At 41.8% G+C, this 19,167-nt stretch carries 19 protein-coding genes and 1 riboswitch; of the genes, 14 read left to right on the forward strand and 5 right to left on the reverse strand.

Features of this window, described 5'->3' with window-relative positions; genetic code table 11:
* Positions 1-2 precede the first annotated feature (2 nt).
* Together V7L95_RS09555 and V7L95_RS09560 are read right to left on the reverse strand one after the other, a co-directional pair.
* On the reverse strand, positions 3-1,280 hold the full coding sequence (locus V7L95_RS09555) for an Nramp family divalent metal transporter (protein WP_076822730.1): 1,278 nt from the start codon (positions 1,278-1,280) through the stop codon (positions 3-5).
* Between the two features lie 229 nt (positions 1,281-1,509).
* Entirely contained in the window at positions 1,510-1,770 is a 261-nt protein-coding gene (locus tag V7L95_RS09560; protein WP_003214275.1) for a GlsB/YeaQ/YmgE family stress response membrane protein, read from the reverse strand.
* 163 nt (positions 1,771-1,933) lie between these two features.
* On the opposite strand from V7L95_RS09560, the gene V7L95_RS09565 reads away from it, so the two are divergent.
* Positions 1,934-2,764 (forward strand): EcsC family protein, encoded by an 831-nt coding sequence (locus V7L95_RS09565; protein WP_052320361.1) that lies wholly within the window; start codon positions 1,934-1,936, stop codon positions 2,762-2,764.
* 26 nt (positions 2,765-2,790) lie between these two features.
* Here V7L95_RS09565 and V7L95_RS09570 read toward each other — a convergent pair whose 3' ends face one another.
* The gene (locus tag V7L95_RS09570) at positions 2,791-3,888 is read right to left on the reverse strand and encodes a TRAP transporter substrate-binding protein (protein ID WP_025206786.1); all 1,098 of its coding nucleotides are present in this window, start codon (positions 3,886-3,888) and stop codon (positions 2,791-2,793) included.
* A gap of 82 nt (positions 3,889-3,970) precedes the next feature.
* Between V7L95_RS09570 and V7L95_RS09575 the strand changes: the two genes are divergently transcribed.
* The 8 genes from V7L95_RS09575 to V7L95_RS09610 all read left to right on the forward strand — a co-directional run bounded on the left by V7L95_RS09575 (position 3,971) and on the right by V7L95_RS09610 (position 12,649).
* Positions 3,971-5,575 (forward strand): sensor histidine kinase, encoded by a 1,605-nt coding sequence (locus V7L95_RS09575; RefSeq protein ID WP_162837050.1) that lies wholly within the window; start codon positions 3,971-3,973, stop codon positions 5,573-5,575.
* Complete coding sequence (locus V7L95_RS09580; protein ID WP_046342720.1) at positions 5,572-6,255, forward strand: response regulator; 684 nt, start codon at positions 5,572-5,574, stop codon at positions 6,253-6,255. The genes V7L95_RS09575 and V7L95_RS09580 overlap by 4 nt, the downstream gene beginning before the upstream one ends.
* Before the next feature lie 124 nt (positions 6,256-6,379).
* On the forward strand, positions 6,380-7,648 hold the full coding sequence (gene dctP / locus V7L95_RS09585; protein ID WP_007496516.1) for a C4-dicarboxylate transporter DctP: 1,269 nt from the start codon (positions 6,380-6,382) through the stop codon (positions 7,646-7,648).
* A gap of 210 nt (positions 7,649-7,858) precedes the next feature.
* On the forward strand, positions 7,859-8,881 hold the full coding sequence (locus tag V7L95_RS09590) for an AI-2E family transporter (protein ID WP_007496515.1): 1,023 nt from the start codon (positions 7,859-7,861) through the stop codon (positions 8,879-8,881).
* A gap of 63 nt (positions 8,882-8,944) precedes the next feature.
* Positions 8,945-9,079: riboswitch (cyclic di-AMP (ydaO/yuaA leader) on the forward strand.
* 77 nt (positions 9,080-9,156) lie between these two features.
* The gene (locus tag V7L95_RS09595; protein WP_025206789.1) at positions 9,157-10,398 is read left to right on the forward strand and encodes a dicarboxylate/amino acid:cation symporter; all 1,242 of its coding nucleotides are present in this window, start codon (positions 9,157-9,159) and stop codon (positions 10,396-10,398) included.
* 126 nt (positions 10,399-10,524) lie between these two features.
* Positions 10,525-11,451: an ABC transporter ATP-binding protein gene (locus V7L95_RS09600; protein WP_340966026.1), complete on the forward strand. Its 927-nt coding sequence runs from the start codon at positions 10,525-10,527 to the stop codon at positions 11,449-11,451.
* Complete coding sequence (locus tag V7L95_RS09605; RefSeq protein ID WP_024720482.1) at positions 11,429-12,196, forward strand: ABC transporter permease; 768 nt, start codon at positions 11,429-11,431, stop codon at positions 12,194-12,196. The genes V7L95_RS09600 and V7L95_RS09605 overlap by 23 nt, the downstream gene beginning before the upstream one ends.
* A 117-nt stretch (positions 12,197-12,313) precedes the next feature.
* Complete coding sequence (locus V7L95_RS09610; protein WP_017366657.1) at positions 12,314-12,649, forward strand: hypothetical protein; 336 nt, start codon at positions 12,314-12,316, stop codon at positions 12,647-12,649.
* 98 nt (positions 12,650-12,747) lie between these two features.
* Here V7L95_RS09610 and fbpB read toward each other — a convergent pair whose 3' ends face one another.
* A complete protein-coding gene (gene fbpB / locus V7L95_RS09615; protein ID WP_017366658.1) occupies positions 12,748-12,897 on the reverse strand; it encodes a Fur-regulated basic protein FbpB in 150 nt (49 codons plus the stop codon).
* 340 nt (positions 12,898-13,237) lie between these two features.
* On the reverse strand, positions 13,238-13,558 hold the full coding sequence (locus tag V7L95_RS09620) for a thioredoxin family protein (protein WP_008346934.1): 321 nt from the start codon (positions 13,556-13,558) through the stop codon (positions 13,238-13,240).
* A 193-nt stretch (positions 13,559-13,751) separates the two neighbouring features.
* On the opposite strand from V7L95_RS09620, the gene V7L95_RS09625 reads away from it, so the two are divergent.
* The 5 genes from V7L95_RS09625 to V7L95_RS09645 all read left to right on the forward strand — a co-directional run bounded on the left by V7L95_RS09625 (position 13,752) and on the right by V7L95_RS09645 (position 19,121).
* A complete protein-coding gene (locus V7L95_RS09625) occupies positions 13,752-14,834 on the forward strand; it encodes a D-alanine--D-alanine ligase (protein WP_007496503.1) in 1,083 nt (360 codons plus the stop codon).
* Between the two features lie 81 nt (positions 14,835-14,915).
* Entirely contained in the window at positions 14,916-16,280 is a 1,365-nt protein-coding gene (murF, locus tag V7L95_RS09630; protein ID WP_048001255.1) for a UDP-N-acetylmuramoyl-tripeptide--D-alanyl-D-alanine ligase, read from the forward strand.
* 26 nt (positions 16,281-16,306) lie between these two features.
* Positions 16,307-17,005 carry an alpha/beta fold hydrolase gene (locus tag V7L95_RS09635; protein ID WP_017366660.1) on the forward strand — a complete coding sequence of 233 codons (699 nt, stop codon included), beginning with the start codon at positions 16,307-16,309 and terminating at the stop codon, positions 17,003-17,005.
* Between the two features lie 120 nt (positions 17,006-17,125).
* Complete coding sequence (locus V7L95_RS09640; RefSeq protein WP_017366661.1) at positions 17,126-17,464, forward strand: hypothetical protein; 339 nt, start codon at positions 17,126-17,128, stop codon at positions 17,462-17,464.
* A gap of 166 nt (positions 17,465-17,630) precedes the next feature.
* Positions 17,631-19,121, forward strand: a complete 1,491-nt coding sequence (locus V7L95_RS09645; RefSeq protein ID WP_017358400.1) for a DEAD/DEAH box helicase — start codon at positions 17,631-17,633, stop codon at positions 19,119-19,121.
* Positions 19,122-19,167 lie beyond the last annotated feature (46 nt).

Below are 19,167 nucleotides of genomic sequence, written 5' to 3' on the forward strand. Positions count from 1 at the left end.
TTTTACATAAACGTATCCACAATTAAAAACAGATTAAGTGCGACAACAAGAGCTGCTATCACCCAAGATATTCCGGTCACCCAGCGAGCATTCGTCAAATCGCCCATAATTCGTTTTTTACTTGTAAACAAAATGAGCGGAATTAAAGCAAACGCAATGCCAAAGGATAAGACCACTTGACTCATCACAAGCGCAGATGTCGGATTGACCCCAGATGCAATGATCGCAATAGGGGGGATGATGGTAATCAGCCGGCGGACATACAGCGGAATTCGGTACTGAATAAAACCTTGCATGATAATATCGCCTGACAGTGTACCGACAGAAGAACTGGAAAGTCCGGCTACAAGCAGACCTACACCAAATAAGATCGCTGATACAGGACCTGCGAGAGTTCCAAAATGCTGAAATGCTACATCTAAATCCTCAACAAAAAGACCATTTTTAAAAAATAAAGCAGCTGCTACAATCAACATGCTGGCATTGATAGCGCCAGCAACTACCATCGCAATGAGGATGTCTAAAAACTCAAAACGAAAAATCAGCTTTTTCTCTTTTTCCGTTCTGCCGACGACTCTTCTTTGCGTTAAGGCTGAATGGAGATAGATCGCATGCGGCATCACCGTAGCGCCTAAAATACCAGCGGCAAGCAGTACGCTGTCTGTCCCTTCAAACCTTGGAATGAACAGTCCACCGGCGACACTTGCAAGATCAGGTTTAGCCACAAAGGTTTGTACAGCGAAAGCAATCACGACAACAAACAGCATGCCGGTAATTCCTGCTTCTAACGCTCGATAACCTCGTCTTTGGAGCTCTAAAATGGCAAAAGAACCGATCGCTGCAATAATCGATGCTTCAAGCAGCGGGATACGAAAGAGTAAGTATAAACCAAGGGCAGCCCCGATAAATTCGGCTAAATCTGTGGCGATAATGACGAGCTCGCCCTGAATCCATAAACCAATCGAGACTGGTTTTGGAAACTCTTCTCGAGCAATTTCAGGTAAATTTTTCCCTGTTGCGATTCCAAGCTTTGCAGACAAAGACTGGATGAGTAAGGCCATGAGATTGGATATGAGAATGACCCATAACAGAAGATAGCCATATTTCGAGCCAGCCGCAATGTTGGTCGCAAAGTTTCCTGGATCAATATAGGCAATGGCTGCGATAAAAGCAGGCCCGAGAAAAGGAAGGAGCCTTCTAAAACCCTTCACCTTTCCTTCAAGTGCACGCTCCGCTGCCACTGACATGTGGGCTTGTGTCTCGATGTATTTGTTTGTCATATGTCATCACCTAGATTCTACAAAGTTTTGCTTTGGCACAAAAAGTTTCCTCGATGCAATTTTTAATCATCATATGCCCATCTTCATGAAAAGTCAACTATCTGAACTAATAGGTTTGTTTATCATATGTAAGTGAAAAAAATAGATACCTTGTCAATCAAAACATAAAAAACACCGCCTCTTATCTTAGGCGGTGCATCCTCTGCTTCCTCTTCTTTTCTATCGTTTTTTAAGAAACCCTTGATCCAACGCTGCGGAAGATCAGGCTTAAAATAATGACAAAAATGGCTGCTCCTAAGATCGCTGGAATGATCGCAAATCCTGCCAGACTAGGACCCCACGTTCCAAGTAATCCATGACCAATCCAAGCACCTGCAAGCCCGGCAATCATTGAACCGATCCAGCCTCCTGGTACACTGCCTCCAGCGAGTGCACTCCCAATGAGACCAATGACAATCGCCACAACTAATGAAATCAGAAATCCTAACATGTTGATCACTCCTCTTTTGTTTGTTTATTGTTTACTAAGCAATAACCGTTTTAAAAGAGATTAAAACCTTTCGGAACCACTTCAATGTTCGATACGTATGATGGACAAGGATTGTGTATAATAACAGACATATACTTGAACGGCATCTAAGGAGGCAAATCGCATGGAGGAAAGAGAGTGGTTAAAAGCACAATTAAAAGAGATTGAAAAGTGGGAGAAAGACCAGCAAAAGGTATGGTTTTGGGAGAAACTTAGCCGGCTTCCATTTCAAATGCTGGACAAGCTGACCCCTGCCTTTATTCAAAAAAAAATCGGTGTGTTATTAGATGAGATGGGGCACTATATTCAATCAGGCGGTGTCTATTTGACGTCAGAGAAAGGCATTATTCATCAATTTCAAAAGAAATGTGCCGATGAATCGATTTCGCGTATTGAAGATATTGAGGCGGCTCCGATCGAGGTCATGGATGCCATTAGTGATCAGATGGGGAAAAACCGAACAAACCTCGCCACTGTGCAAGGTGCGACGACAGGTGTCGGAGGTATGTTTACATTAGCGGCAGATATTCCGGCTGTCCTCGGTCTCTCTTTAAAAACATTACAGGATATCGCCGTCACCTATGGCTATGATCCGAAAAATAAAGAAGAACGAGTCTTTATCATTAAATGTTTACAGTTGAATTCTGCTGACGTTGTTGGGAAAAAATCAATATTAAAAGAGCTGAAGAGCTATCATGCATCAGAAGGGAAGCACGAAAACATGATCTCTCAAATTCAAGGATGGCGTGAGGTCGTATATAACTATCGTGATTCGTTTGGCTGGAAGAAGCTGTTTCAACTTGTCCCAATTGCGGGGATTTTGTTTGGTGCAGCGTCCAACCGCTCACAGTTAAAAGGAATTGCCGAAACAGGCATCATGCAATATCGAAAGCGCAGAATATTATCAAGATTAGAGGAGCTCGCTCAGCAAGAACAGCGTGACTCCGGCGCATAAAAAAATCCCTTTCTCGAAGGGATTTTTTATTTGGTCTCAGCATCTTCTTCAAACGCTTGAATCGGAGAATATTCATAGCGTGCCCGGAGCTCGCGGATTTGTTTGATCAAGGTGGAACCGATGATCCTTTCTGCTTCATCATACAAAGGATCGAGCGCCTTCATCCATTTTTGCCGCTCTGCTGGTGTTAATTCGTGTATCGCAATTGGAGATTCGCGTTTAATATCCTCCAGCTGATCCTTGTTCATCTGTTCGGCATGTTTTTCGTTCCATGCTGTTGTTTCTTCCATCGCTTCGAGTAAAATTCGCTTCGTCTCAGGTGTTTGACGATCAAAAAAAGATTGATCCGTCAAGACGACATACCCTAAATACCCGTGATTACTGATCGTCATATAGTCTTGTATATGATAGAATTTTTTTGAATAAATATTTGAAATTGTATTTTCTTCACCGTCTACTTTTTTTGTTTCTAGCAGCTGAAATGTTGAATTAAACGATTCCTGATAGGGTTTTGCGCCTAGAAGCTTGAATTGCTTTTCAATCATGTCACTTTGCATAATACGGAGAGATTGTTTTTTTAAATCACTAGGCTGCTTGATTGGGCCTTTATTCGAAGTGATTTGCTTAAAGCCATTTGTCCAGTAGGCCATTCCCTTTAGTCCGTCTTTTTGCAGTGTGCCGAACAGTCTCTGTCCAATCGCACCATGTAACCCTTCTTGGACAGCATCGTAGTTAGAAAAGGCAAAGGGCAGATCAAGTGCCAGCCATTCAGGGGACAGCATGCCGAGCTTTGACGTAGACGGAGCAATAAATTGAACTTGATTCTCTTTTAGTGCATTAATTTCTTCGATATCAGAATAAAGACTCCCGTTTGAAAAGATTTGAATGCTGATCCTGCCATCGGATTTTTCGTGAACAAGCTCAGCAAATTTCTTTGCAGCCAGCCCTTTTGGGGTATTATCTGCGACAACATGGCTGAATTTGAACACAAGCTGATCCTTCAGCCCTGTCTGTTCATCGTCGAAGGTCGTCGCTGATTTAGGCATCATATGATAAAAGCCAAAGTATAAAGCGGTTACAAAACCGATGATGAGTAATAGCGTATAGGCGAGTAAATTCTTCATGCGTCAGATCCCCCTTATGTCAAGGATACTTGACAGAGGAAGAATTCGTAAAGATACAGGTGAAAAAATGATGAGAAATCGACTGAAATTACAACAATTATCTATTAGATGGAAGCTCACCATCCTCACATATTTCGTTGTCATTTTTGCCCTTTTAATCGGAGGAATTGTTCTGGTCGGGGGAATTCAGCAAACAGAGGAACGAGAACTTCGAAAAAGGCTCATGAACACGGCAAGAACAGTAGCTGAGATGAATGAGGTAAAGCAGGCGTTGGATGATCAGACAAAGGAGCGTGCGCGGTTGCAGCATGCCATCGAAGAGATTCGGATTATCCAAGATGCTGACTACATTGTTGTCATGGATATGGATCACGTGCGACTGACACATCCAGTGAAAACAAGGATTGGCCAGCGCTCAGAGGGGACAGATGAAGAACCTGCCTTTGCAGAGCATATCTATTTCTCAGAAGCACAGGGCGAGCTTGGCACAGCCATTAGAGCCTTTTATCCAGTAAAGGATGAAAAATTTAACCAAACAGGGGTTGTACTAGTCGGAAGAACATTGCCGAGTATGGCAGATATATTAGGAGAAATGAAGCAGGATATCCTCATGATCCTTCTGCTCACACTCAGCTTCGGGCTTGTCGGTTCATTTTTGCTCGCCCGTCATATTAAACAGCAAATGTTTAAGCTGGAGCCGCATGAGATTGTCAGAATGCTAGAGGAACGCACCGCTACCTTTCATTCCATTAATGAAGGGGTCATTGCCATTGATAACCAGCACATGATCACCATTTTTAATGAAAAAGCAAAGCAAATTTTCAGCGTGACAGGTGATGTAGTGGGCCGAAATATTTGGGATGTGCTGTCAGATACAAGGCTTCCAGAAATCATTGACCGCGCAGAACCCGTCTACAATGAAGAAATTCATATGAGCGGAAAGCGGATCATGAGCAGCCGAATTCCAATTGTGATGAAAAAGAAAATCATCGGAGCGGTTGCGATTTTTCAGGACCGGACAGAGGCGGCCAAATTGGCGGAGGAATTAACCGGGGTGAAGAACTTCGTTGATGGCCTGCGGGTGCAAAATCATGAACATATGAATAAGCTTCATACAATTGCGGGTTTAATTCAGCTGGGGAAAGCCGATCAAGCGCTCGATTTAGCGTTCCAAACGACCGAAGAACAGGAGCATGTGACGGACTTTCTCCACCGTGTAATACAGCATGATGCAGTTGCTGGTTTATTGATGAGCAAGATAAGAAGGGGCAAGGAGCTAGGCATAAAGGTTGAAGTAGATGAAAATAGCAGTCTGCGCGATTTTCCAGAGCGGCTGGATCAGCATGATATGACGAAGCTGCTTGGCAACCTGATCGAGAACGCCTTTGCCGCGTATGATACTGTAGAAAGAGACACAAAACTCATTTCTATTAGTATTGATCAAACAGAGGATGTCCTCGCGATCTTAATTGAAGATTATGGTTCTGGAATAGAAGAGGACATGATTCCTCATATTTTCGACAAAGGCTTTACTCACGGTAAAGAAGGCGGAACAGGCTACGGGCTGTATATTGTAAAAACGATTATCGACAAAGGAATGGGAAATGTAGAAGTCACATCAAGCATCGGCATTGGTACCACCTTCTCAATCGAATTCCCAATGACAATAGAGGAGAGAGACAGATGACTCAGATTAAGGTGCTATTAATTGAAGATGACCCGATGGTGCAAGAAGTCAATAAAGAGTTCATTAAGAGTGTCCCTGGCTTTCAAGTTGCGGCTGTAGCAGGAAATGGTGAGCAGGGCATCCAGCTCATCAAAGACATTCGCCCAGATCTTGTGGTGCTCGATGTGTATATGCCTAAAAAAGATGGCGTCAAAACACTGCAAGACATCAGAAAGCAAAAGATGCAGGTGGATGTGATTGTGATTTCGGCAGCAAAGGACAAAGAGACGATCGGCACCATGCTTCAAAATGGTGCCCGAGATTATATCATTAAGCCATTTAAGTTCGAACGGATGAAAGAATCTCTTGAAAGCTATAAAGCGTTCAAATCAAAAATTCGTACCGCAGCAGAATTTTCTCAAGAGATGCTCGATGATATCATACGAAAGCCTGCAGTTAAGCAGGAAGAGACATGGCTTCCTAAGGGGCTGAATGTGCATACGATGAATGAAATTAAAGCCTATATGCGTCTGCAAGACGGAGCGCAGTCTGCAGAGGAAGTCGCCAATGCACTTGGGATTGCACGTGTTACGGCACGCCGTTATTTAGACTTCCTTGTAAAAGAAGGCGAGCTGAAATTAGATATGCAATATGGCGGGGTCGGACGCCCTGTGAATAAATATATCGTACATTCTGACTAAGAGACCAAAAAGACCAAAATGTACGATATGTCCATAAGCTTCACAGCCTTTGATGAAATCGCTATCATTTACCTACAGATAACAGTTAAGCGTTTACATCAAAGGGTGAGGGAGTTGATTTTTTATGAAGAGGCTATTGAAGAACCTGACATTTCAGGTCATTGCAGCTGTCATTATCGGGATCATTGTTGGGATGGTTTGGCCAAACGTCGGGAAAGAAATGAAGCCGCTTGGTGACACATTTATTAATGCAGTGAAAATGGTCATTGCACCCATTATTTTCTTAACCATTGTTCTTGGAATTGCCAAGATGGGGGACATGAAAAAGGTTGGAAAAGTTGGGGGAAAAGCTTTTATCTATTTTGAAGTTGTGACGACGCTTGCGCTTGTCATCGGACTGTTTGTGGTCAATATCATGAAGCCGGGAGCGGGTCTTGACTATAGTAAGCTTGAAAAAGGGGATGTCTCGCAATATACCCAAAATGGGGGACAGGGTATCGACTGGATGGAGTTTGTCACACACATTGTGCCATCTAACATGGTAGATGCCTTTGCAAAGGGAGATATTTTACAGGTCTTATTCTTCTCTATTTTATTCGGTGTTGCGCTCGCTGCACTTGGCGAGAAGGGGAAAGGCATCATCGAATGGCTTGATAAGCTGTCGCTTGTCTTCTTTAAAATCATTGGTTACATCATGCGTGCCGCGCCATTAGGGGCATTTGGAGCAATGGCTTATACAATCGGACACTTCGGTTTAGCTTCAATTAAACCACTAGCTAGTCTGATGCTTTCCGTTTATATGACGATGTTCTTGTTTATTTTCGTCGTGCTGAACATCATTTGTAAAATGTATGGCTTCAGCCTGTTCGGTTATCTCCGTTTTATCAAAGATGAAATTTTAATTGTTCTTGGCACAAGTTCTTCAGAATCTGTCTTGCCAAGAATGATGGATAAAATGGAACGCTACGGGTGCTCTAAGTCGGTTGTTGGACTTGTCATTCCGACAGGCTATTCCTTTAACTTAGATGGTACTTCAATCTACTTGTCCATGGCCGTGGTCTTCTTAGCGCAAGTGTTTGGGGTGGACCTATCCATCGGACAGCAAATCACGATTATCCTTGTTCTGATGCTCACATCAAAAGGAGCAGCTGGAGTCACAGGAAGCGGATTTATCGTGCTAGCTTCTACACTTGCTGCACTTCAGGTTATCCCGCTAGAAGGTCTTGCACTGCTATTAGGGGTAGACCGTTTCATGAGTGAAGGAAGAGCGATTACGAACCTGATTGGAAATGGAATTGCTACAATTGTTGTAGCGAAAAGTGAAGGGGAATTTGACGAAGCGAAGAGTAAAACAGCGCTACAGGAAATGCGAAATATCAAGCAGGCTGTTTAGTATAAAAACAACCAAAAACCGAAACCTTATGTTCTACATGGGGTTCGGTTTTTTCTTGTGTAAAAAAAGAAAAAACATAAAAGCTTGATAAATTTAGGACGAATCGTAAGACCTCATTGACCTTTTGTTATATAATTTACAGAAAGATCCGATATAATGAATAGGAGATCCAACGAAAAATAGACTTTAGTCCTGGCAGGTGTGTAACGTATGGCGGCATTTTTTAAATTGTTCGAAAAACCTGGTGTCAAGAGGTTTTCAGTATTTGTAGTATTAGCCACAGCATTATATCTATTAAGAGGAATGATGAATTTAATTCTCCTGACCTTCATTTTCACCTTTTTAATGAACCGGTTAGAAGAGGTCATAAGAGGCTTTTTAAATCGCTTCCTGAAAATAGGACAGAAATCAGTCATCACCATTTTGTACATCCTTCTAGCTGGTGGATTGACGTTTGGCGGCTTTGTGTTTGTGCCCATCATTGCGAAACAGGTGGAACAGTTATTTCATTTAGGGAAAAAGATTGCAGATCATCCACAAGATTTACCCTTCTTTGACGTCGTCACCAATGTGTTCGGAGATTTCAAAATATCTTCTTTCTTCGAGAAAGGGTTTAATTTCCTCTATACATACTTAACAGATTTCAGCACGTTCAGTATCCAGGTCATTATGTCCTTAATATTAAGCATGTTCTTCCTGTTCGAAAAGGAACGCCTCATTCAATTCATGAATAAGTTCAAAACGAGTAAAATCTCCGTGTTCTATCATGAAATTGCCTTCTTTGGACGTAAGTTTTCCAGAACATTTGGTAAGGTACTTGAAGCACAGTTCATCATTGCAACAGTTAACTGTGTGTTAACGACAATTGCGCTTGGCATTATGGGCTTCCCGCAATTATTTGGATTAGCGGTCATGGTCTTCTTGTTAGGTTTAATTCCGGTAGCGGGTGTGGTCATCTCCCTCGTTCCACTCAGCATCATTGCGTATACACTTGGAGGCGGAATGTACGTCCTATATATTGTGCTGGTGATCGTGATCATCCATGCCATTGAAGCCTACTTCTTAAATCCGAAGCTCATGTCAGCTAAAACAGAGCTCCCTATTTTCTTCACGTTTATTGTCCTGATCTTCTCTGAACACTATATTGGCATTTGGGGACTGATTATCGGCATCCCAATCTTTGTGTTTATCTTAGATATCTTGGAGGTCACGAATAAGGAAGAAAGTAATTAAAAAGTTCATATGAACCTGTTTACAATTTTCTAAAAATAAGGTATAAATAGTATGAAAATATCATATTACCACACGCTTAATCCTTCTAAAGGAATGGGGGACCCAAGTTTTTGGGGTGAATTTTTCTTATTTTAAGAAAAAAGGACATCTCTTCGTCCTAACCCGTCAGCTAACCTCATCAGCGTGAAGAGAGTAGACAGTGGTACACGTATGGACACGCAGGCCCACGAGAAGACTCTCTCGTGGGCCTTTTTGACGAGGAAGGGGAGATTTTATTGAAGCTTGCGACGAAAATTATTATTGCTTTAATTGTAGGTGCAATCACAGGACTACTACTCAACATTTTTGCTCCAAATGTATTCAAAGTGTTAGACCCTTATCTATTTACACCTCTAGGTCAAATCTTCTTAAACCTGATTAAAATGTTAGTTGTGCCGATTGTCTTCTTTTCGATCACACTTGGTGTAGCAGGCCTTGGCGATCCGAAAAAACTTGGCAGAATCGGCGTGAAAACCATTACTTACTTTCTACTCACTACGACTTTTGCCATCATTATTGGCATTTCATTGGCCTTACTAATTAAGCCAGGCGCATTCGGTAATTTTGATACGAAAGCGGCAGAATATTCCGCTGAGGAAGCCCCATCAATGGCAGACACACTACTCAACATTATTCCAACCAATCCAGTCCAATCTCTAGTTGAAGGAAATATGCTTCAAATTATCGTCTTTTGTGTATTTTTAGGTCTCGGCATTGCCTTGCTCGGTAAAAAAACAGAAGGCTTGCTGAAGCTGTTTGAACAAGGAAATGAATTAATGATGTATCTTGTCGGTGTTGTGATGAAATTCGCACCGTACGGGACATTCGGTTTGATCGCAACGGCGATTGGCAGTCAGGGGCTCGATGCCATGAAAGCGATGGGACTTTACTTCTCAGTCGTCTTAATTGCGCTGATCTTGCATTTCTTCCTGACCTATGGGTCAACCGTTGCCCTATTAGCTAAACGAAATCCAATGGCATTCTTCAAAGGATTTTCTCCAGCGATGGTTGTGGCATTTAGTACATCAAGCAGTAACGCAGTGCTGCCAGTATCAATGGAAACAGCTCAAAAGCGCTTGAAGGTGCCAGAACCTATTTCAAGCTTTGTGCAGCCGCTAGGTGCGACCATTAATATGGATGGTACAGCGATCATGCAAGGGGTTGCGACTATTTTTATCGCACAAGTGTATGGAGTTGAATTAACCCTTGTTCAAATGCTGACAGTTGTCTTAACGGCAGTACTAGCAAGTATTGGCACAGCAGGTGTCCCAGGGGTAGGGCTCATCATGCTAGCCATGGTTTTAAATTCCGTGAATCTTCCTGTTGAGGGCATTGCGCTGATCCTTGGCATAGACCGCTTATTAGACATGGCAAGAACCGTGGTCAATATTACAGGTGACGCAGCATGTGCGGTGATTGTTTCTGAAACTGAGAAGAAACATGAGAAGGAAGCACCAACACCTAACTTATCACTATAACAACAAGAAGGGCTGACTGGATCAGCCCTTTTTTTCGTGGAACGGCTTGTCTAGCGTGATATACTTTTTACAGGATGAGCGGCCGTAACTGCCGCCATAGGTTTTACATCAGAAGGAGGAACCACTTTGCAGTCTGCTGTTTTACACATAGAGAACGTCGATAAACAAATTGGCCGGCATCAAATTTTGCAACATATTTCGTTGGACATTAGGCAAGGGGAAATTGTCGGTTTACTTGGTCCAAATGGGTCTGGAAAAACGACCTTGATTCGATTGATCGTTGGCTTGATGAAAAAAAACAACGGCCGGATCATCATAAATGGATATTCTCAAGATGATGATCATCAAAAGGCGATGTCATCTGTTGGGGCGATCATAGAAAATCCGGAATTTTATTCATATTTAACAGGTTTTGAAAACCTTGAGCTGTATGCATCTATGCATGATGGAGTTTCAGAAGAACGCATTTTTGAAGTGGTAAAAAGAGTTCGTCTGGAGCACGCCATTCATCAGAAGGTCAAAACGTATTCACTAGGGATGAAACAAAGGCTCGGGATTGCACAAGCAATTTTGCATAAGCCCAATCTGCTCATTTTAGATGAACCAACAAATGGGCTTGATCCCGCAGGAATGAAGGAGTTTCGAGAGCACTTGCAACTGCTTGTACAAGAAGAAGGTGTCTCTGTGTTATTTGCTACACATCTATTGCATGAAGTAGAAGAGCTTTGTGACCGCATGATCATCATCCAAAAAGGACAAATCAAAGCCAATACAAACCTTCGAGACATGGAAGGAAAAGAGCAGGTGTTGATGAATATTCAGCCAGTAGAAAAGGCAGTTTCATGGCTAGATACGCAAGGATATACATATGAACAAAGGGATCAGCATGTGCTGGTTCAACTGAAAAAAGACCGTGTGCCGGAGCTGAATAAACAGCTTGTCTTAGCAGAATTTGATGTACTTGAAATGACGCCTCAAAAACAATCAATTGAAGAGGCCTTTATGAAATGGACGGAAGGCGGGACGGCAGATGCTTCAACTCATCAAGAATGAACATAAAAAAATCACGAGACAAAAGATCACATTCATTGCACTTGGACTGATTGTTGTCTTTCAATTGACGATGGCTCTAGCATTGAAACGAGTCATTTCCGGGCTTGGCGGGCAAGATACAGTCGCGAACTATTTTGCTTATTCTACGAATGTTGTGTTTATTTTACAAGTGTTCGCTGTCGTGATTGGCGCCACATTGATCTCAACAGAGTTTCAAAAAAGAACCATCAAGTTCTTGTTGATTCGGCCGAAGACAAGGCTTCATATTTTCTTGTCAAAATACATCACTCTTGTGCTGATGGTCCTTTACCTGTTTGTTTTTTATTATGTGTTCGCTTTTCTTTTTGGCCTTATTTTCTTTGGTACTGATTTTGATGAAAGCACTGGGCGATTATTTCTGCACACATTTGCTGTGATTGGATCACAGTGGGTGGAAGTGGTCATGATGGCAAGCTTTGCTTTTCTGTGCTCAAGTTTGTTTAGAAACAGTCTGATTGCACTTGTGACTTCATTTTTCGTCTTATACGCGGCGAAATCATTAGTGTCGATCATGTCTCTGTTAGAAAATCAGTGGGGGAAGATTCTACTTTTCGCTAATACGGACTTTACACAATACAGTTTTCAAGGTCCGCCGCTCTTTCAGGGCATGAGCCCTCTGTTTTCGCTATTCATTGTAGGGGCGCATTTCGTTTTCTTTGTTGGTGCTGCTTGGCTCCTTTTTTGGAAGCGTGATGTAAATGTGTAAAAATTGTGTCAAATAACAAGAAAAATTCGTGACATCTTTGTGAAAACGAGTCTGTATTTCACGATAACCGGCTGATTTTGTCTTATAATAAGACAGAGTCATGGAGGTGGCACTATCGTGAAAAATTTTATTACGGCTTTACCTATTTTGTTGCTGTTGTCGTTTTCGTTTGTGTCTTTTGCCTTCCAGTTTGATCATCTTGTTTATTTCAGACTAGCGCTAGGGATCTTTTCATTAGCGGGTCTTTTCTTTCTGTATACACTTAAAAGAAACATGAAATGGTTCATGGTCTATTTATATGCGAGCTGGATCGTTCTTGCTGCCGTTACGACATTTGAAGAACCCGTGTTTTCACAATTCTTCTTCGGTGGTTTAACGATGACAATGGGTTATCTAACATATATGCTCATCTATTTAGGAATGAAACAAGACCGTGTAGCGAAATCACATTAAAACAAAAGCCGATAAAATCGAAGAATAGATTTTATCGGCTTTTTCTTTTCTTCAGGCAAATAAAAAAGCAGCCATCTATTTGACTGCTCTTCTTGTGTTTATGATTCACGTCCAGCAGCGGCAAGCTGCTTCTGGTGCTTTTTGTCGATGGTTGCGTATATACTTTCCATCATCTTAGGGTCTCGCATGATCGCTTCCTTGTTTTCTTCAATCAATTGCTGATACGTTTTGATTTTCTTCTTAGACATGTAACTCAACGCTCCTTTGGTAGAATGGATTCTATAAGATTTCACACAGATGAAATTGATAATCATTTTCAATTAGCAACTCCATTATACAAAGCAGAATGTCATAAGTAAAGATTCAATTCAGAAAATTCACGTAACCGACATATTCCCATCCATATCGACGATGAATTCTTTCCCAGGAAATAATCCGCTGTCAAACCTTGTCATGAAATCAGATCAAACATTCCCTGCCGATGTTGAAACGTTTTAGCCGCACATCTCGTCTTATGAAGAGATTTGATTTAAAAGGATATAAAAAAAGACACCAGCATGAGTTGGCTGATGTCTCCATTCAAATGAGTTATGAAACGTGTTCTTGAAGAAACTCTGTTACTTCTTCAGGTGATTTAGCGTTGGCACTGTGTAAATGACCTGTTTTTTCGCCATTTTTGAAAATTAACAGGCTAGGAATTCCCATGACCTGATACGTTTCCGCTAACTCAGGAAAGTCGTCTTTGTTTATTTCAAACCATTCATTCTGAGCATAAGCCTCTAAGATGTCTGGAATGAACATGTCCATTCTAGTGCAATCAGGGCACCATGTCGCAAAGAATTTAACGATGACCTCTTTGTCTGATTGAATGATTTCGTTGAATTGTTCAGTGCTTGTAATTTTTTTCAATTTGTCACAACTCCTTTTCAATGTCATTTTGTCATTTTAATATAAAATAAAGGCGAATGACATACAAATGCTCGGGGGGGCGCTTACAATCTTTACAAATCATTTCAATTCCGTAACAACAAAAATTAATTAGAGCATTTTTGCTTGAAAGTGATAAGATAGTAAAGATGAATTTTAGTGGGGGGAGTATCCATTGAAAATAAGTTTAGGATTGGTTTACGGCGGAAAGTCAGCCGAACATAATGTATCACTGCAAACAGCCCTTGCAGTTACAAAAGCACTTAACACTGAGAAGTTCGATATACATCCAATTTATATTACAGAAGAGGGCGAATGGCTAAGAGGAGAAAAACTCACTGAACCAGTATCAAACGTCAAAATGCTTCAATTTGAACAAAATGCAAAGACGTTTTTACCAACTTCTTTAAATGAAAGCATGTTTCCACAGCCTGCAGCAGCTGATGAAAAGATTGATGTTGTCTTTCCATTGCTACATGGGCCAAATGGTGAAGATGGGACCATGCAAGGGTTACTTGAACTATTGAATATCCCGTATGTTGGTAACGGCGTTCTCGCGTCTGCTGCGGGTATGGATAAAGTCATGATGAAAGATGTGTTTGCTCAAGCTGGACTTGCGCAGGCAAAGCACCTTTCCTTCAATAAAAAGGATTATGAGAAAGCCATATCAGACAGTCTAGAACAGGTAGAAGCAGTTCTCGGGTATCCTTGTTTTGTGAAACCTGCCAACATGGGATCAAGTGTCGGAATTAGTAAATGCCGCAGCAAAGAAGAGCTGCAAACAGCATTTGATTTGGCTTTCCAATATGATCGTCGTGTTGTTGTGGAAGAAGGCGTTGTAGGACGAGAAATTGAAATTGGTGTATTAGGAAATGACGAGCCGAAATGCTCAGTTGTTGGTGAAATTGCACCTAAAACAGATTTTTATGACTACAAAGCAAAATATGAAGATGGCGATACAGATTTGATCATTCCTGCGAGTGTGTCAGAGGAAGAGTACAAGACGATTCATGATATGGCGATTAAGGCATTTAAAGCCATTGATGGATCTGGCCTCGTACGTGCAGATTTCTTCCTAACAGAAGAAGGCGAAGTGCTGATCAATGAAGTGAATACAATGCCAGGGTTCACACCTTTTAGTATGTTCCCGCTGCTTTGGAAACATACTGGTGTAGAGTATCCTGAGCTGATTGAGAAGCTGGTGTCACTTGCAATTGAGCGCCATCAAGAAAAACAAACCATTAAAACCACTTTTTAATGTAAGAAGCAAGCAGACACTATCCTACAGGTAGTGTCTCTTTTCCTTCAAACGTGAAATGAGAAAGAGAGGCGAAAAAACATGATCAAACGTACAGTGAAACAAGTCGCCCAAATGGCTGGTGGCACATTATCGAATGAAGCTTTTGGCGAAGAACAGATACACGGAGTGACAACAGATACACGAAAAGTATCAAAAGGCGCACTATTTATCCCGCTTATCGGGGAACATTTTAACGGTCACACTTTTGCTTCAAAAGCAGTGGAGCTTGGAGCGGCAGCGGTTCTTTGGAATGAAACAGAAGCGAACCCACCATCCGGTGTACCTGTCATTCTTGTAGAGGATACTCTGACAGCACTCCAACAGCTTGCGAAATCATACTTAAAAGAGGAAAACCCTCGAGTTGTCGGTATTACTGGAAGTAATGGCAAAACAACGACGAAAGACATGATCCATTCTGTCCTACAAACGACATACAGAGTCCATAAAACAGATGGCAACTTTAATAATCATATTGGACTTCCACTGACCATCCTTGCAATGCCAGAAGGAACAGAGATTGCTGTATTAGAGATGGGCATGAGTGCAAAAGGAGAAATCGAATTTTTATCTAATCTCGCTGAACCTGATGCAGCTGTCATCACCAATATTGGAGAATCTCATATGCAGGATCTAGGATCAAGAGAAGCCATTGCAGATGCAAAATGTGAGATCACAAAAGGGTTAAAAGAGGATGGGACTTTTTATTATTTAGGAGACGAGCCTTTACTCCGCCAAAGAGCAAATGCCCTTGCACGTAGCGTAAAAACATTTGGGGAATCAGAGGACTGTGATATCAAGGTGATTCACATCCACCAACTCGCTGAAGGCACTGAATTTCAAGTGGAGGGATATGCTCAAGGGTTTCTCATTCCTGTATTAGGGAAACACAATGTAAAGAATGCTCTTGCAGCTATTGCAATCGGCCAGCATTTCGGTCTGAATGAAAGACAAATTGCCCAAGGGCTAATGCAAACGAAATTGACAGGCATGCGTTTAGAACTGTTTAAAACAGATAAGGGCATCACGGTTATCAACGATGCGTATAATGCGAGTCCTACGTCGATGAAGGCAGCGATTGATCTTGTAGGAGATATGGACGGCTTTGCTAACCGCATACTCGTTCTCGGAGATATGCTGGAGATGGGCAGTGAAGAAGAGACCTATCATTTTGAAGTAGGGGAGTACATCAAGCCTGAGTTTATTGATCATGTTTTAACGTTTGGCCGTCTTGGCGCATTCATTGCTGAAGGAGCGAAGAAAGCATTTGGAGACGACCGCGTGTCTTCTTATATGGACAAAGAAGAACTGAAGAAAAAACTAGCGGATGTGGCAGGACCTGACGATGTCGTTCTTGTCAAAGCTTCCCGTGGCATGAGATTGGAAGACGTGATTACTGCACTATAAAACAGATCGGCAAAGAAGGTGACAGGGTGATTGGCTGTCTATGTATACACGGTTTTACTGGTGCCCCGTATGAAGTAGAGCCACTTGCAGAATATTTAAAGCAGACGACAGATTGGACGGTACAATCTGTCACGCTTCCGGGGCATGGGGAGGAACTTCAGCTCAAAGGCATTCTCTATCAGGAGTGGATTGCCACCGCTGAATTAGAACTCTTATCCCTTTACCGAACATGTGACACCATTTATTTGGTCGGCTTTTCTATGGGCGGGATGATTGCCTCATATTTAGCAGCGAAGTATCCAGTGGCCCGTCTTGTTCTGTTAAGTGCTGCTGCTAAATATGTTAACCCAAAACAAATGATTCAAGACACAAGGCAGATGGTGAAGGAATCCTTGTCTGGTTTGATTGATACGAACCCATTGTATGATCGATATCGTCATAAGCTGAAGAGTACACCGCTATCAGCTGCTGTAGAATTTATGAAATTGGTGAAGCAAACGAAAGGTTCTCTTGAAAAGCTTCATCTACCTGTCTTGATCGTTCAAGGTGAAAGCGATGGGATCGTCCCCGCTTCTAGTGCAGAATTCATTTATCATAAAATCCCGTCCCGTCAGAAAGAAATGTTCTATTTACCGGATTGTAAACATCACGTTTGTCATGAGCCTTGTGCACAGCAATTGTTTGAGAAAGTCGAACAATTTCTAAAAAAACAATTTAATCTATAGAAAAGCTAAAATGTGGCTAAACTAATATAAATTGAATCCCACTTGTTAAAATTTGCATCATTTTTGTCGAATGAGTGACAGGCCTATGTTACAATAGGTAAGAAAAGGTGGTCGATTCGGTTGTTTCAATATGACGGAAAAACCTTTGTCCCGCAGTCTAATTCGAGCAATGGGGAAGTATCGGAAGGAACCATATTTCAATATCGTCAGGACGGGAATATTTTAACGGGCACATATCAAGGCGGCAGTATTCAATCTGGCGTACTTGTAGGAACTGTGAATAAAGACGGAGCACTTCATTTTAGATATCATCATGTAAGTAAGGATGGCAGCATGAGAAGCGGTTCATGTCATTCCACCCCTAAGCAGCTGGATAACGGGAAAATCCAACTGTTTGAAAAGTGGAAATGGATGGACGGAGATCAAAGTGAAGGTGAATCAGTCATTGTCGAGCAGTAGATATATCCATTTCTGTCTTGTTGAAAAACAAATAGTGTAATGGTAAGATATAATGTAGGGTAATTCGGGCTTTGTATATAATGGACCTGTCCTTTCATACAAAGGGCAGTTTTTAATGATCATTCACGAGATTACTGAAACAGCAATTAGAAGGAGTTTGAATAAATTGACTATAACGTTTCAAGATTTTCAATTAAGCGAAAGTCTCATGAAAGCTATTAACCGCATGGGATTTGAAGAAGCAACACCGATTCAAGCAGAAACGATTCCTCTCGGTCTTCAGAATAAAGATGTCATCGGACAAGCACAAACAGGAACAGGAAAAACTGCAGCATTTGGTATTCCTCTTGTAGAAAAAATCGATCCAGCGTCTCCTAACATCCAAGCGATCATCATTGCGCCAACAAGAGAATTAGCGATTCAAGTATCTGAAGAGCTATACAAAATCGGCCAAGACAAGCGTGCACGTGTACTTCCAATTTACGGTGGACAAGATATCGGCCGTCAAATCCGTTCGCTCAAGAAAAATCCTCATATCATTGTAGGAACTCCAGGACGTTTACTTGATCACATTAATCGTCGCACAATGCGTCTTCAAAATGTTGAAACAGTCGTGCTTGATGAAGCAGACGAAATGCTCAACATGGGTTTCATCGAAGACATTGAAGCGATCCTTTCAAATGTACCAAGTGAACACCAAACACTTTTATTCTCTGCGACAATGCCTGCACCAATTAAGCGTATTGCAGAGCGTTTCATGACAAACCCAGAACATGTAAAAGTAAAAGCGAAAGAAATGACTGTATCTAACATCCAGCAGTTCTACTTGGATATTCACGAGCGTAAGAAGTTCGATACATTGACTCGTCTTCTTGACATTCAATCACCAGAGCTTTCAATTGTTTTCGGCCGTACAAAGCGCCGCGTTGACGAATTGACTGAAGCATTAAACCTTAGAGGTTATACAGCTGAAGGAATTCATGGTGACTTGACTCAAGCGAAACGTATGGTTGCGCTTCGTAAATTTAAAGAAGGTTCAATCGATGTGCTTGTCGCAACAGACGTTGCAGCACGTGGACTTGATATCTCAGGTGTTACACATGTGTATAACTTCGACGTACCACAAGATCCAGAAAGCTATGTACACCGTATTGGACGTACAGGCCGTGCTGGACGTACAGGTATGGCGATGACATTCATCACACCACGTGAAAAAGATATGCTTCGTGCGATTGAGCAAACGACTAAGCGTAAAATGGATCGTATGAAAGAACCAACTCTAGACGAGGCAATTGAAGGACAACAACAAGTCACAGTTGACCGTCTACGCACAATCATTAGTGAAAACAACTTGAACTTCTACATGACAGCAGCTGCTGAATTGTTAGAAGATCATGATTCTGTTACAGTGGTTGCGGCTGCCATCAAAATGATGACAAAAGAGCCGGATGCAACGCCTGTTCGTTTGACAGATGAAGCACCAATGATTTCAAAACGCAATCGTAACAACCGCAGCTCTTCTAAACGCAGAGACGGCGGCGGTGGTGGCGGCTATCGCGGAAAAAGCCGTTCATCTTACGGTGATAAAAAGCGTTCTTCAAATGACCGCAATCGTTCTTCTAACGATCGTCGTCAAAAGAAATCTTATAACAACTAATTCAAAAGCGAATCCTTTGCAGGGTTCGCTTTTTTTAACAGGCCTA

This window comes from Bacillus sp. PPSBB_11 (assembly GCF_038023285.1).
Lineage (GTDB): Bacteria > Bacillota > Bacilli > Bacillales > Bacillaceae > Bacillus > Bacillus altitudinis.

What these genes read in the sequence shown, in the direction of transcription:
- V7L95_RS09555 (WP_076822730.1), bottom strand. Translation starts at nt 1,280, where the DNA reads ATGACAAACAAATACATCGAGACACAAGCCCACATGTCAGTGGCAGCG.
- V7L95_RS09560 (WP_003214275.1), bottom strand. Translation starts at nt 1,770, where the DNA reads ATGTTAGGATTTCTGATTTCATTAGTTGTGGCGATTGTCATTGGTCTC.
- V7L95_RS09565 (WP_052320361.1), top strand. Translation starts at nt 1,934, where the DNA reads ATGGAGGAAAGAGAGTGGTTAAAAGCACAATTAAAAGAGATTGAAAAG.
- V7L95_RS09570 (WP_025206786.1), bottom strand. Translation starts at nt 3,888, where the DNA reads ATGAAGAATTTACTCGCCTATACGCTATTACTCATCATCGGTTTTGTA.
- V7L95_RS09580 (WP_046342720.1), top strand. Translation starts at nt 5,572, where the DNA reads ATGACTCAGATTAAGGTGCTATTAATTGAAGATGACCCGATGGTGCAA.
- dctP (WP_007496516.1), top strand. Translation starts at nt 6,380, where the DNA reads ATGAAGAGGCTATTGAAGAACCTGACATTTCAGGTCATTGCAGCTGTC.
- V7L95_RS09590 (WP_007496515.1), top strand. Translation starts at nt 7,859, where the DNA reads ATGGCGGCATTTTTTAAATTGTTCGAAAAACCTGGTGTCAAGAGGTTT.
- V7L95_RS09605 (WP_024720482.1), top strand. Translation starts at nt 11,429, where the DNA reads ATGCTTCAACTCATCAAGAATGAACATAAAAAAATCACGAGACAAAAG.
- fbpB (WP_017366658.1), bottom strand. Translation starts at nt 12,897, where the DNA reads ATGTCTAAGAAGAAAATCAAAACGTATCAGCAATTGATTGAAGAAAAC.
- murF (WP_048001255.1), top strand. Translation starts at nt 14,916, where the DNA reads ATGATCAAACGTACAGTGAAACAAGTCGCCCAAATGGCTGGTGGCACA.